Here is a 14,094-nt window from a genome sequence, read left to right on the forward strand (position 1 = left end):
CAGGGTCTTGTATGACCCGGCCCCAAACATGATCATCAATCATAGGAGTTAACCATGAAAATGTATAAGCGCAGTCTGTTGAATGCAGGCCTCATTGTCGGTCTGATGACCGGTATCAGCGCCTGTGCCGCCGATCAGCCAGCTGACAAAGACCCCCTGGCAGAACACAAAGCCGAAATGCAGGCCGGCAGCACCGATCTGTACAGCCAGATGCAGGCCGGGGAAAAACTGTATCAAACCTATTGCACCGCTTGTCATCAGGCCAATGGCCAGGGTCTGGCAGGTGCCTTCCCTCCGCTGGCCGCATCTGATTATATGCTGGCAGATAAAAACCGGGCCATCAAAACCGTGATCGGCGGTTTGTCTGGCGAAATCACCGTCAATGGCAAGACTTACAATGCCGTCATGCCAAACCTGAGTTACCTCAACGATGAACAAGTGGCCAACGTGGTGACTTATGTGATGAACAGCTGGGGCAATGAAGGCTTTCAGGTCTCATCGGCAGAAGTCGCCGCATTGAGAAATGATGCTGCTGCTGTGCCCTCAGGTGCCGCTGCCGATCATCCGGTCAGTTCTTCATCTGAAGCCAGTTACAAAGGCACCAAGTCAGCCATCGATCCCGAAATCACTGTACAGATGATTGATTCAGACGGTCCTGATATGACCAAAGAACAATTTGCCTTTGCCACCAAAATATATTTTGAACGCTGTGCAGGTTGCCACGGGGTGTTGCGTAAAGGCGCCACAGGTAAACCATTGACCACCGACATCACCCGGGAAAAAGGCACCGATTACCTGAAAACCCTGATCACCTATGGTTCGCCAGCTGGTATGCCTAACTGGGGTACTTCCGGAGATTTTACAGAGGCAGAAATCGACACCCTGGCCCGCTTCCTGCAGCATGAACCACCCACTCCGCCACAATGGGGAATGGTTGAGATGAAAAACAGCTGGAAGGTACTGGTCGCTCCTGAAGATCGCCCGGACAAGCCACAACATAAACGCAATTATGAAAACTTCTTCTCCGTGACCCTGCGGGATTCTGGTGAAGTGGCAATCATTGATGGCGATACCAAAGAAATCTTCAGCATCCTGAAAACCGGGTATGCCGTACACATTTCCAGAACCTCAGCTTCAAGTCGTTACATCTATACCATCGGTCGCGATGCCAAAGTGGACATGATTGATTTGTTCATGAATCCGCCACAAATTGTTGCAACCATCAAAGTGGGCCTGGAAGCGAGGTCCGTTGAGACGTCTAAATACAAAGGCTATGAAGACAAATATGCCATCGCTGGTTCATATTGGCCTCCCCAATACACCATCATGGATGGTGACACCCTGGAACCCAAGCGCATCGTTTCCACCAGGGGCATGACAGTGGACACACAAGAATACCATCCTGAACCACGGGTGGCTGCGATTGTGGCCTCACATCAACATCCTGAATTCATTGTCAACATCAAGGAAACTGGAAAAATCCTGCTGGTAAATTACTCAGACATCGAGAACCTGACCGTTACCACCATCAACGCCGCACGGTTCCTGCATGACGGCGGCTGGGACCGCAGCAAACGCTACTTCCTGACAGCGGCCAACCAATCAGACAAGATTGCGGTGATTGATTCCAAAGACCGTAAACTGGTTTCGCTGACTGATGTTGACAAAATTCCACATCCTGGCCGGGGAGCCAACGTGGACGACCCTGACTTCGGCCCCGTCTGGATCACCAGTGCCCTGGGTAATGATAAAATCACCTTCCTGAGTACCGACGCCAAAGGTAAAAACCCATGGCAGGTGGTCCGAACATTGCACGGACAAGGTGGTGGATCACTGTTTGTTAAATCTCACCCCAAATCCAAAAACCTGTGGGTGGACTCACCCTTGAACCCTGATCCGGCGATTTCACAAAGTGTCGCTGTGTTCAATGTCAAAGACCTGGATGCTGGTTTTGAAGTGCTACCGATCGCCGAATGGGCTGATCTTGGCGAAGGTGCCAAGCGCGTGGTACAGCCAGAATACAACATGCAGGGAGATGAAGTGTGGTTTTCAGTCTGGAATGGCAAAGATCAAACCTCAGCCATTGTGGTGGTGGATGACAAGACCCGTCAACTGAAACACGTCATCAAAGACGAGCGATTGATTACCCCAACCGGTAAGTTCAATGTTCACAACACCGTTGAAGATGTTTATTAAGACGGACATTTGACCTGAATGACCCAGGGACGGGAGGGGTCAGGTCAACCGTCAATAAACAGCAAAGCGAAAGCGCTGCACTTCCTCCGGGGGGCAGCGCTTTTTTATGACTTGTCTATAACGCCTCGGTCTCCAGCAGTGAACGTAATTGAGCCACGTGGTTAAGAATGATTTTTTTCTCTTTAACCTCAATCAATGACCTTTTCTCCAGGGCTTTCAAGGCGCGGGAGAAGGTTTCAGGCTTGATGGACAACCGAGAAGCGATGTCCCTTTTGGGCACCGCCAGTTTGAGTTGGTATGAGGCTGTGATGTCTGCTGAAACCTGTGACAAAAAATAATCAATCACCCTGAATGAAGCGTTGTGCAGGGTTTGTTTGTCCAGTTCATTGACCATCCAGTGCAGCCTGACCGAAAGGTGGCCAAGCATATTGATACACAAGTCAGCGGAACTTTTCAGTAATTGCAAGAAGGGTTTTGCCTGTATGCCGACAATCACCGAGGCTTTCAGTGCCGTTGCAGTGACCGGATATTTGGGTGCACCGGCAAACAACACCCCTTCTGCGAAGGTATTACCGGCAAATACCACATCAATGATTTTTTCATCACCTTTGAGGGTACCTCTGCCCAGCTTTACAGCCCCGTCATAAACATAATAAATGTGCGTCAAGTCCATTCCCTGTTGAAAAATCATCTGATCGGCTTGCTTTTGGATCAATTCTGACATACTCAGCACCCTGGCAAACTGATGCTCATCCATGGCAGAAAACAACACACACGAACGCAACGCATCAACCACTTGTTTATTCAAATCTTTGTGTAACATCATTCACGCTTTTTTAACCTTTCGTTATTGTACATGGGAATCACACTTGGGCCAGGGAATATGACCACAACAAAATGATGTGTGCGTCACATTCCGGGTGCAAGCCATCACAACAACAGGCAGAAACTGAGCGATTCTGCCTGAATTTGTTTACAATGATTCATTTACCTTTCGCCAAAATGCAGATCAACCTCGACAACGTGACCCAGTTCATCAATCAGGCCAACCTGGAAGATCAAAAGGTACTCAATGATTTATTCGATCTGCTGTACGACAAAGTCAAACAACTGGCCAGTATTCAACTGAATAAGCTCAACCCCAATGAAAGCATCAGTGCCACCCAGTTGGTGCATGAGTGTTACCTGAAACTCAATAACTCAAAAAGCCTGTCCATTAAAAACCGGAATCACTTTTATTCCTTGTCTGCCCGGTGCATGCGGTTTTATCTGGTCGACCTGGTCAGACAGGCTCACAATCAGAAAAACGAAGGCATCCACACCGAATTGAAAGTCACCCAACTCATTCAGCAGGATGACCTGGATTTTAAATTACTTGAACTTGATCGCTTGCTGGAACAACTTGAGCAGATCGATGAAGAACTGGCCAGCATCACCGAGTTGAAATTTTTTGGGGGATTTACTTTTGATGAAATCGCTGACATCAAGGGACAGCCCAAAAGCACTGTATTCAAACGCTGGACCATGGCCAAATCTTACCTCATCAACTTGATTGAAGAAGGACAGAATCAAACAGATGACAACCCTTAATGCACCGCATCAGGAGGCCTGCCATTTGCTGACAGGGACGCCAGAATGGCGCGTGTTTGCTGCCTGATATCCTGCCGGGACTGATGGTTGAATGCTGCCACTGCATCGGCCAATTGCCCCTGGGTCCTGAGCAACTCATCCGGACTGCTGCGACCAGCTCGTTGGTAAGCCTGTTCACAAGCTGTCAAAAACAGTTGCTTCATTTCAATCTGACGAAAACGAACGAATGCCCGGTCCACAACACACAACTGATCCAGTTGCTGATCATTCACCGTTTCACTGCTGTCAGACTGATTGAGTCTTTGCAGTAACCTGACCCGGTTGATGAAGCTGTGTTTGATGTCTTCTTCACTGAAGTATTGTGCCACAGTAAAACTGTGTAGTTCGTCACCGCTGACCAGGTAATCAAGCAACTGATAAAGCGAGGCGTCCGGTTTTTTATTGTATTCATGCAGGTAGGCCTGTGTTGTGAGCGCCTGATCAATTCCGCCATCCACCCAGTTACTGATGGCTCCGTATGCCAGATAGGCCATCAGGTTGGCTTGCTGACTCTCCATCAGACCAACATCAGCCTGTAACGCCACCATCACCTGATTGGCCAGATCGTTTTCATCAGCGGCATGGAGCATCATCATCAGATGACCAAGGCTGGCGGTGACAACGGGACTGCCGGGGCCGGCAGACTTCAGCAGATCAGGAATGAACCTCAATTGATCCATCAGCCCAGGCAGGTAATTGAATAACTCAAAATGATACATGGCCCGTTTAGACAGCGCATAATACAAGCCATTGTGATTATCAGATTCTTCGAAAATCCGGGTGGCCTGATCCAGAGCCTTGATCGCCTGTTGCGGACGATCTGTTCTGAGCAGCAACGACGAATAGGTTTCCCAGGTTCTGCCCAGCAGTGAATTGAGCGGATCAATGGCTCCGATGTCCGCGATGATTTGCAACAGCATGTCTTCTGCTTGTTGATGCTGTTTCTGGCGAATTTTGGCAATGGCATAATCATGAAAAATCAACTGATAATCAAAATTCAGTTTGCCTTCGGTTTCCTCCAGCAATGCCAGTGATTCAGTGAAATACCGTTCAGCACGATCATAATCCTGCGTTTTCTGAACTTCAATGGCTAACCTCGACATCACATTGACTTTGACATCAATGTCGGTGAGTAACTGTTCATCTGCGGCATCAATCAACTCTGGCAACAATTGCTCAAACCGAGCCTGATCATGAATGTTCCGACCAGCGAAGCTGCCATATGCCTGCAACAGATTCATCTTCGCCTCAGCCACCACATTGTCATCTTGCAGTCCGGCTGCCTGATGAGCTGACAACACCGCATCTGAAGTCACAATGGCTGCATCTACCCGGCCCAGTGCCAGGTAAATACTGGCCAGTACATTTCGGGTTTTGAGGGTCAGCTGATCGGTTTCGGGGTACAGTGATTGCTGCATGGCAACGGCTTGTTCAAACTGAACCAACGCTTCATCCAGTAGCCCCAGTTTGATGTATATTTCACCCAGTTTCCGATGCAGCTCTTCTTTCAGGGTAAGGTCTCCATTGACTTGCTCCAACGGAATGTCATGATTTGCATCCAGGACTTCTTTGATGGTCACCTGGCCGTTTCTGGCCATGAACGGATCAGCCTGATTCAGGATATTGGTCACAAATGCCAGCGAAGCATCAGCCCTGTTGGCTGCCTGATATGCGTTGTGGGCGAAATTGCTGACCATCACCAGGCTGACCAGTAACACCAGCAGTGCCAGCGCGGCAAAGGCTGTCACCAGTCGGTTGCGGCTGACCAGCTTTTTGACCAAATAAGTTCTGGAATCACTGAGCAATGAAATCGGTTTGTTGTGCAGCCAGTAGTCCAGATCTTCAGCAAAATGATCCATGGACTCATAGCGGTCTGCAGGGTCAATCGCCAATGCCTGACGGAAAATAAGTTTCAGTTCATGGGACATTGAAGCTTCTTGCAACAATTGATCAATGTGGTCACGATCAACCTGAGGATCATAATTCTGCGGGTCAATATTGGGCAATGCAGGGGTTTGCAACAATTGTGTCAGGGTGGTGGCTGCCAGTGAAAACACATCGGTTACCACAGAGATATCCTGCCCAAGGATCTGTTCGGGTGAAGCAATTTCCGGCGTGTAAACCCTCAGGCCAGCATCCTCGTGCTGATGTTCAGAAGAAGCAATACCAAAATCAACCACCACCACATGATGATTGTCGTCGATCAGGATGTTACTGGCTTTCAGGTCACGGTGTATCACCAGATTGCCATGAGCATAACTGATGGCTCTGGCCACCTTTAGACACAACAGAATAATTTCCCGCTGAGACAGCCCTTGTTGTTTCACATACTGATCAAATGGAACCCCATTGGCCACATAATCCATCACCATGTAAAACAATCCATCATCACTGACTCCACCGTGGTGCATGGTGATGATGTTGGGATGCCGCAACCTGGAGAGGATGGTTTGTTCGTGGTTAAACAATTCTTTGCTGGCATCTGACACCTGCCAGCCTGCCATCACTTTGATCGCCACTTTTTTCTGGATCGAACCATCCGTTCGCTCTGCCAGGTAAATTGATGACATGCCTCCCCGGGAGATGAGTTTCAACAAATGGTATTCACCCAGCTGTTCTCCTGACAGGTCATTGCCCTGTTGAAGGTGTTGTTTGAACAAGTCCTGAGCATTGGTGTCCATAAGCGTGTCTTTCGTGTGAACCCCGAACAACAGCCGGCGAACGGCAGATTGCTCCTCTTCGGAAAGGTCCGTCATGGCATGCAGCTTTTTCAGTGCAACCGGTAGCGGGTAATCAAACAATGATTCAAAGATGGGTTTGACTTTTTTCCATTTGGCGATGTCGGTGATCATTGGCTTTTTGCACTGTTTTTACCGGGTTATTTATCATCACTGATTCAGGTTAACCTGGTCAATATAAAAATTGGCTTCATCAAGCCAATCCCAGCAACCTGGTCAATCAGATCGAGCCACCGGCTGGAAATTTCAAAAAGGGGGGCTAAAAACAATTCCATTCAATTCCGGTGACTCTGGGCTCAAGCCGGACATAATTGTGTGTGCGATCAATGAACCGGCATTTTTAAGATGCTTATATTCAGTATTCGAAATTGTCAGAAAAAAATTCACTCCCCGGTAAAAATAATTGAACCCAAGCGATGATTTGAACGCAATGACTGGGTTGACGGTGTCTTTTATCCAACCGCATGGCTTCATCTACTCTTCTATCAGGAATAAATACAATGGCATCCAGCAACTGAATCCTCAATGATCACTGACAGTTACCCATGTATGCACAAGTTTCATTGATTGGTGACCATCGGATTCATTATAATCAATCATTCATCTTCACGCTGACAATCAAAAAACAATGAATTTTGGTGGTAATTTCAAACACTTGTGTGATGCCGATGTGTCACCGGTGATACAACTGGTCGAACACTTAACCAGCAAACACTGGTCACTGGATGTGACCCGGCAACAACGCTATGACGTTCACGAACACACTGAAACCATTAACCTGGTACATGACCCCGATTTTCGTCACATGAATCCCACCAAACATCCGGCACTGGACGTATTTGGTCCGATTATCCAGCCCATACTGAGTTACATTGCTCAGTATTATGAGCAACAAGCAGCCAATCAATCATTGATCAGTCAATACGGGCTGGGTTACTTCATCAGGGCCAACATCATTAAACTCAAAGCCGGTGGAATCATTGAAGCCCATCAGGACAAAAACTTTTCTCTGGCTCATTCCCACCGCATCCATATCCCGATCATCACCCACGAAGATGTGGATTTCACCGTTGGTGATGAGACCGTTCATATTCCAGTTGGAGAAGTGGTGGAGATCAATAATCGGCGCATGCATTCCGTACACAACAACAGTCCAGTCGACCGGGTGCACTTGATCGTAGATTTTGTCATTCCCGGAGAACCTTGTTGTTGTGCTGACAAGACCCATCCCGGCGAACTGTGCACACCGCAGGCCTGTATGGCAACCGACCGATTGCAGGTGCCCTGTTATTGTTTTCCCCAATGAATCCCCAACAAATGCTGCAGATGGCCAGCCACGCCACGGCTCACCTCAGTGATGAGCAACTGGCGGCGTGTTTCAAACACATACACATCATCGTATCTGCACCACGGTCAGGCAGTACCTTGTTGTTTGAACAGTTGTGTAAACAACAGGACATCTGGAGCATTGGTTTTGAAACCCATGTGATTTTCAACCTGTTCCCTCACCTCAGGTTTAATAACACCAATCAGGAATCCGGTGCACTGGATCAATCCCATGCCGATGCGAAAACCATCCGGCTGATCAGATCGGCGATGTTGTTTTTACTACAAAACCATCGGGGTCAACGCTATCTGGACCCTGCTGTTGATGCTCCTGCTCAACCACTGATGGTGGAAAAAACCCCACGCAATGCGCTGAACATTCAATTTTTGCGCCAACTGTTTCCCCAGGCGCGATTCATCTACATGCACCGTCAGCCGCAACCTGCCATCGCCAGCCTGATTGAAGCCTGGCAGGTGGGCCTGCAAACCGGCAGGTTTGTGACCTATCCCAATTTACCAGGCTGGCATTTACCGGCCTGGTGTTTTCTGTTGCCTTCTGGCTGGCAAGATCTGATTGGCCATGAGTTGGCTGAAATAGCCTGTTTCCAGTGGATAAGAAGTAATCAAACCATTCAGCAGGATCTCGCCAAACTGCCTGCTGACAGTCATTGTGACATCAGTTACGAGGCCTTGAGGCAATCACCGGAACAAGCGATCCTGGCTTTATTGCAGTTTATCCAACCCGGTCTGAACCATCAGCCTGAGGTTGATATGGTGCTGTCAAGAAGCACCCTGACACCACCTGATCCAAACAAATGGCGCCGACACGAACACGCCATCAATACTTTGCGCTCACAGTGGCAGGATGTACTTAAAGGTTATCAAAAAACTGACTGACCACTTCACTGGCCCGGCCATGAAGTGAGGTTTGAAAGGCGTTGGCCTGATCTCCAGGTTCAAGATTCAATTCAACCGTGTGTGCACCTGCCTGATTGGCGAGCTCGACGAAACCGGCTGCCGGATAAACGGTACCCGAGGTACCAATGGAAACAAACAAATCACAACGCAACAGGGACTGCATGATCTCATCCATCAACAACGGCATTTCACCAAACCACACAATGTGCGGCCTGAGTGTGCCCGCTCGCTGACAAGACTGACACACCGATTCGACAGTGAGGTCTTCATCTGTGGCACTGACCTGATGGCATTGTATACAACGTTGTTTCAGTAACTCACCATGCATGTGTATCAATTGCTTGCTGCCGGCACGTTCGTGAAGATCATCCACATTTTGAGTCACCAGCAAAAATGATTCAAAATCTGTCTCAATGTCAGCCAGTATTTGATGGGCTGCATTGGGGTAAACTGTTTTCAGTGCTGCCCGTCTCATGTTATAAAACCGATGCACCAAATGAGGATCCCGATCAAAAGCCTCAGGCGTGGCCACCTCTTCAATGCGGTGGTTGTCCCATAATCCATTGTTGTCGCGAAAGGTAGACAGCCCGCTTTCTGCAGATATGCCTGCTCCGGTGAGCACCACCACGTGGTTAAATGATTGATTCATGGACGCATTATATCAGCCCGCAGTGGTCACTCATCCGGAACGTTCAACACTTGTGGGTCACAACTGATGTATGCACCTGTGGTGGTGTCCTGGACCAACACAGAAACCATGGTCAACTGACTGTGGGTGTTTTTGTTCATCACCCTGATGGAACGTTTGCCCTGTTCCAGTAAAGCTGGTTCAAATTGCTGGTTGGCATCGGTGCTCACCAGTTGGTTAATGATGAACCGTTCATCGGTGGCATCTGAAAGCACAAAATTCATTTTGGTGTCTTTTTCAGTTACCTGGATGATGTCCGGTGAATAACTATAAAAATACGCTCCTTGTCCGGTGTTGCCACCAAATGCCACATAGGCAACGGTTAGTTGAATGTTCATATAAGCCTCTTTTTAGTGAAATGTGATTAGTTGTTCTTCAATCAGGGGTTGATAGAATTCCGGGTTCCGGTATTCAGAGTCCTTCAGCAAGCGAACAAATTCGTGATGACTGATGTCCCCCTTGCGTGCATGGCTGAGTGCCAGATAAATGGCCATCAATTGCTGACTTTGCGGGTTGTCCTCAAGCATGGCCGTAATTTGAGCCCAGGCATGATCCAGCTGAATCCGGCTGCCCACTTGTCTGACAGTCTGCTCAACCTGGTCCAGTATTTTTAATTGATTCAGACACAGCATCACATAAGCCAATTGTGCAGAACGTTGCGCTGCCACTGCCTGATCATTCCATAATTGCATACCCTCTTCAATGGCTTGCAATGCAGATTCAGGTTGCTCATGGTCATAAAACAGCAAGGCCTGTTCCAGTTTGAGCCGCATTTTCATTGCTGAGATTCTCGGCGACATACGTAAATTCAGTTTAAAAAATTCAATCAACTGGCTGGCTTGCTGAATGTGCTGCAAAGCCGCATCGGGATCGCCGGCATGGCGGTCTATGGTGGCATTCAATAAGTGCAGGCCAAGCAATTCTTTTTTGTGGTTATGTTGTTCAGGCGCCAGTAAATTCAGCTGCTGACTTTTGCCAATGGCTTCAGTTGCCAATGTTTGTGCCTGATCAATGAATCCCAGATCAAAAGTCACGCTGGCCATGCGATGCAGTGCCAGGGACTCCCGGTGCAGTTTCATTTGTCTGGCTGATGCATCATCAACCAAACTGGCCGTCAAAACCCTGGAATCCTCATAGGCCTTCAGCGCCTCGCCCAGCGCCCCTTTTTTGCGCAGCACATTACCCTGCCAGGACCAGCTGTCAGCCAGATCGGCAATCAACAACTGATCATCCGGTTTGCGGCTGAGCAATGCCGTTTTTAAGGCGATGGATTGTGAAAAATAGCGTTCAGCACTGTCCAATTGATCTGACTTTTCAGCAAGACTGCCCAGGTTATTCAATGCATAGGAATGTTCCAGAACCCATTGATCCTGATCAGGCTCGAGATCCCGCAATTGTCTGGCCAACGCCAAATAGGCTTGCCAATGGGTGTTGGCCACACTGAATTCCTGATGATTGAATGCCAGGTGTCCGAGCCAGTAATGGCTGAGCATTTTTTGATTCAATACACCAGGATGATCAATGATGGCAGACTGTCCGGCCAATGCGATACCAGCAGTAAAGAAATCAGCGGCCTGTTCGTCTTCCCGCTGATTAACACTCAATGTTCCCAGTTGGTTATAAGTGGCCATGTATTGTGCCCACTGCTTGGCAGTCAATGCGTTTTGTTGACTGGCATAGACCCCGATCACCTCCTGATTGATTCGTTGCATCAGTTCCAGGGCTCCTGCCTGCTTTAACTGTGGACTGATTTGTTCTGTCAATACGGTGCTGAGCCCCATTAACTGGGCCTGGGTTTGTTGCCATTGATGTTCAGTTTTTTGCTCCTGATACCAAAACCAAACCATCCCCAGGGCACAGGCAACACCCAGCATGATGGCAGACAGTTTACTGGCTTGATGGCGCCTGATGTGGGTTTTGGAGTGAGCGATGAACTCTTGCACAGAATCGGACTGGTCACTGGTTGGGACAGGTGGGGTTGTCACCAACCTCTGAAAATCTGGCACATTTAAACAAGCCGCCGGATGTTTCCCGGCATTCACCCAACGAATGGCCATCAGCTTAAGTTCAACCTGTTTGATCAGTAGGTTTTGATGAGCTTCGATCCAATCGCCCAGTCTGGGCCACAGGTAAACCATGTTTTTTTCATTGAAACTGAGTTGAATTTGCGCGCCCCGCAGATTGCTCTTCAAAATCCGCAAATCAAGCAGCCGGGTCAAAATCGACTGATCCACTTCTCTTTGTATCACCACCCAGTCAGGATACTTCAATACCGGTCGTTGGTGCTCAATCGATTCAAAACCAATCAATGCGGGAAATTGACTGGAAACCTGTGCCTGTTGTTCAGGTGTCAACTGTTTAAACACGTGTTCATGATGGGTGCCCATGATGCCCTCAATCCCACCCATGTCCTGGTAATCCTTGAATGACAATTCACTGCTGTTGTGTCCCTCACACAACCTTTGAAACAGCACCTGCAATGTACTCAGGCTGAGGTGATAACGATTCACCAATTGACTGATCTGGTCCAGCAAGGTTGTTTGTCTGGCTGCATTGACAGCAAAAAACAGACCGGCTGCCTGAAAGGTCTTTTTTAACCACTGCATTTTCTCACTGCCGGACATCTCGGGCAGTCTGTATGGCAACAACTGTCCATCATGGCATACCCGTTCCAGTCGTTGGGTCAGTTCCTGACTGGCTTCATCACGGGCACTTAACACCAGCAGACATTTCCCTGAGCGGTACAAAGTATCAATCAACTGCATCAAGTCATCAATCCGGGATGGTGACCCATCTTCGGTACGCGGATCAAACATCCAATGTTCAATCTGATCAATGAATACGATGAGCCGTTGTTCGCTGCCGGTCAGCTGCTCCTCATCTGCCTGAACTGTGCGTGGCTTTTCAGCGTCATCCTGAGGCAATTGCTCAGCACCAAAGACGTCTGAAAAAAAGGCTTGTTGTTGCAATGAAGAGCGCAAAGTTTCAGTGCCTGAGTGAATGGCCAAATCCCAACACAACGCCTGGGTAAAACTGATTTTGAATGGTTTATATGGGTTGAGCAATTTCGGTATCACACCAGCCTGAATGAATGATGTTTTGCCACATCCTGAAGAGCCGCTGAGCTGGATCAATGCCCGGTCTGCCCGGTTGAGCCGGGCAATCATCTGGGTCACATCAGCCAGTGCCGTCTCACGGGCAAAAAAGATCTCTGCGTGTTTTTGCAGCATCGGCTGATTACCCAAAAAGGGAATGCCTTCCTGCCAGAAGGGTTCTGTGTCACCATCAAAGTTGTTTTTGTGTGACACTTTGGCAATCAACATGTAACCTTTTCTGGGGATGGTTTTGATGTACTTTGGCTGTTCAGTTGAATCACCCAAAGCTTTGCGCAACTCAGCGATGGTTTTATGAATTGGATTATCGCTGATAGGCATGCCCAGCCAACAGGCACTGATCAATTCATCCATGCTGATGACTTGCGAAGGATGGTCAGCCAGATACAGCAAAACCTCCATCAATTTTGGCTGTAAATGCTTGATGTCCTGACTGTTTTGTAACCGGCACTGATCTGGAATGACGCACCAGTCACCCAAATAAAATGATGCTTTGTTGTGTTGATTCAATGTGGCCCCGGGGTGGTTCAGATCAATCCGTTTCAGTATGCCATGAGCAGTCAAATTTAGCCAACATTTTTGTTTTTTTGGGTATATATTTTATCAAGGGAATGATCTTGGGACTTCATTCACTTTTGTTCCTGACAAAAGTGAAAGCCGACTCTATGGATGGAGGAGTTAGGGTCTCGTCTGGAACAGAGATCGAGGCCTCGGTGATCATGTCGTGTGATCAAGCGCCCGACGCTCTGATTCGCTATCGCTCACGGCTTATCGATCATTCCATTATGGCTTCTTGACTTCGTCAAACCGCCATATCTGCATGATCTGCCTAACCAAGTCGACGGGTCGAGCTGATGATCAGCTCTCCGACGTGGAAGCGATTCAGTCCTTCATCAAACTGAAATTAAAGGGTGTGGGTGTCTGCCTTGCAGGTGCCTCATATGGTTTTTTGAGCACCTGCAAGACAAGTGTTTGAGTTGATTTTAAATCAGGCGAATGACCGCATGTGACACAATGATCAGCCGCTGACGGGTGCCCTGGCATTGAGCGCTTTTAACTTGGCACGTTCGGTATGAATGGCACTGAGTAGCTGAGCATATTGCAAAGCGTCTTTGCTGGGCTTCATACTGGTTTTTACCAGTTCCCTTTGCAACACTTTGATGTTGGTCATCAGTTGCTTTCTTTGTTCATCATCCCCCGATGTGTGAATCTCTGCGGTGTTCATGTGTGTCCCTCAGTGTGTTTTTGCTGTTATGATCGCAGGTAATCATAAATGAAAAACAGTCCCAATAACGGCTGCCAATGGCTTCTGTGGTTGCCTTTCAGACCAACGGCATCATTTTGCTTACCAACGGTCACCCAGCCCACGCAGAGTGCGATCTTTGAGGCCACCAATGGCATTGCTTTGCTCTGGATCAAACTTTTGTTCATTAATCCCCCTTCTGGTGCCCAAATGAGGGGGCTTTTCTTTACTTTTCCTGGCTGA

General features: G+C 48.3%; 11 protein-coding genes. 4 read left to right on the top strand and 7 right to left on the bottom strand.

Annotated elements, in window-relative coordinates:
- Positions 1–54: 54 nt before the first annotated feature.
- Complete coding sequence (locus tag B0475_RS15200) at positions 55–2,196, top strand: cytochrome D1 domain-containing protein (RefSeq protein ID WP_269799130.1); 2,142 nt, start codon at positions 55–57, stop codon at positions 2,194–2,196.
- A 115-nt stretch (positions 2,197–2,311) separates the two neighbouring features.
- On the opposite strand, the gene B0475_RS15205 is transcribed toward B0475_RS15200, so the two are convergent.
- Positions 2,312–3,022: a Crp/Fnr family transcriptional regulator gene (locus B0475_RS15205; RefSeq protein ID WP_077412739.1), complete on the bottom strand. Its 711-nt coding sequence runs from the start codon at positions 3,020–3,022 to the stop codon at positions 2,312–2,314.
- Between the two features lie 152 nt (positions 3,023–3,174).
- On the opposite strand from B0475_RS15205, the gene B0475_RS15210 reads away from it, so the two are divergent.
- Entirely contained in the window at positions 3,175–3,786 is a 612-nt protein-coding gene (locus B0475_RS15210; RefSeq protein WP_198538331.1) for an ECF-type sigma factor, read from the top strand.
- Here the strand turns inward: B0475_RS15210 and B0475_RS15215 are convergent.
- Positions 3,783–6,677 carry a serine/threonine-protein kinase gene (locus B0475_RS15215; protein ID WP_077412741.1) on the bottom strand — a complete coding sequence of 965 codons (2,895 nt, stop codon included), beginning with the start codon at positions 6,675–6,677 and terminating at the stop codon, positions 3,783–3,785. The two genes, B0475_RS15210 and B0475_RS15215, sit on opposite strands and share 4 nt — an antisense overlap.
- A gap of 514 nt (positions 6,678–7,191) precedes the next feature.
- On the opposite strand from B0475_RS15215, the gene B0475_RS15220 reads away from it, so the two are divergent.
- Together B0475_RS15220 and B0475_RS15225 are read left to right on the top strand one after the other, a co-directional pair.
- Positions 7,192–7,869 carry an aspartyl/asparaginyl beta-hydroxylase domain-containing protein gene (locus B0475_RS15220; protein ID WP_077412742.1) on the top strand — a complete coding sequence of 226 codons (678 nt, stop codon included), beginning with the start codon at positions 7,192–7,194 and terminating at the stop codon, positions 7,867–7,869.
- Positions 7,866–8,786, top strand: a complete 921-nt coding sequence (locus tag B0475_RS15225) for a sulfotransferase family protein (RefSeq protein WP_077412743.1) — start codon at positions 7,866–7,868, stop codon at positions 8,784–8,786. Before B0475_RS15220 ends, B0475_RS15225 begins: the two co-directional genes overlap by 4 nt.
- Here B0475_RS15225 and cobB read toward each other — a convergent pair.
- From cobB to B0475_RS15255, 5 genes are all read right to left on the bottom strand, one after another.
- Complete coding sequence (gene cobB / locus B0475_RS15230) at positions 8,761–9,456, bottom strand: Sir2 family NAD+-dependent deacetylase (protein ID WP_077412744.1); 696 nt, start codon at positions 9,454–9,456, stop codon at positions 8,761–8,763. The two genes, B0475_RS15225 and cobB, sit on opposite strands and share 26 nt — an antisense overlap.
- A 26-nt stretch (positions 9,457–9,482) precedes the next feature.
- Positions 9,483–9,833, bottom strand: coding sequence for a hypothetical protein (locus B0475_RS15235; protein WP_077412745.1), 351 nt, complete (start codon positions 9,831–9,833; stop codon positions 9,483–9,485).
- Between the two features lie 12 nt (positions 9,834–9,845).
- Positions 9,846–13,172: an nSTAND1 domain-containing NTPase gene (locus tag B0475_RS15240; RefSeq protein ID WP_077412746.1), complete on the bottom strand. Its 3,327-nt coding sequence runs from the start codon at positions 13,170–13,172 to the stop codon at positions 9,846–9,848.
- Positions 13,173–13,626: 454 nt separating this feature from the next.
- Positions 13,627–13,833: a hypothetical protein gene (locus tag B0475_RS15250; RefSeq protein ID WP_077412748.1), complete on the bottom strand. Its 207-nt coding sequence runs from the start codon at positions 13,831–13,833 to the stop codon at positions 13,627–13,629.
- A 26-nt stretch (positions 13,834–13,859) separates the two neighbouring features.
- Positions 13,860–14,039 (bottom strand): hypothetical protein, encoded by a 180-nt coding sequence (locus tag B0475_RS15255; protein WP_077412749.1) that lies wholly within the window; start codon positions 14,037–14,039, stop codon positions 13,860–13,862.
- Positions 14,040–14,094: the final 55 nt, after the last annotated feature.

It is taken from the genome of Marinicella sediminis (assembly GCF_002000055.1).
Taxonomy (GTDB): Bacteria; Pseudomonadota; Gammaproteobacteria; order Xanthomonadales; family Marinicellaceae; genus Marinicella; species Marinicella sediminis.

Excerpts from the sequence above, each read along its gene's own strand:
- B0475_RS15200 (WP_269799130.1), top strand. The coding sequence starts at position 55 with ATGAAAATGTATAAGCGCAGTCTGTTGAATGCAGGCCTCATTGTCGGT.
- B0475_RS15205 (WP_077412739.1), bottom strand. The coding sequence starts at position 3,022 with ATGATGTTACACAAAGATTTGAATAAACAAGTGGTTGATGCGTTGCGT.
- B0475_RS15210 (WP_198538331.1), top strand. The coding sequence starts at position 3,175 with ATGATTCATTTACCTTTCGCCAAAATGCAGATCAACCTCGACAACGTG.
- B0475_RS15215 (WP_077412741.1), bottom strand. The coding sequence starts at position 6,677 with ATGATCACCGACATCGCCAAATGGAAAAAAGTCAAACCCATCTTTGAA.
- B0475_RS15220 (WP_077412742.1), top strand. The coding sequence starts at position 7,192 with ATGAATTTTGGTGGTAATTTCAAACACTTGTGTGATGCCGATGTGTCA.
- B0475_RS15225 (WP_077412743.1), top strand. The coding sequence starts at position 7,866 with ATGAATCCCCAACAAATGCTGCAGATGGCCAGCCACGCCACGGCTCAC.
- cobB (WP_077412744.1), bottom strand. The coding sequence starts at position 9,456 with ATGAATCAATCATTTAACCACGTGGTGGTGCTCACCGGAGCAGGCATA.
- B0475_RS15235 (WP_077412745.1), bottom strand. The coding sequence starts at position 9,833 with ATGAACATTCAACTAACCGTTGCCTATGTGGCATTTGGTGGCAACACC.
- B0475_RS15250 (WP_077412748.1), bottom strand. The coding sequence starts at position 13,833 with ATGAACACCGCAGAGATTCACACATCGGGGGATGATGAACAAAGAAAG.
- B0475_RS15255 (WP_077412749.1), bottom strand. The coding sequence starts at position 14,039 with ATGAACAAAAGTTTGATCCAGAGCAAAGCAATGCCATTGGTGGCCTCA.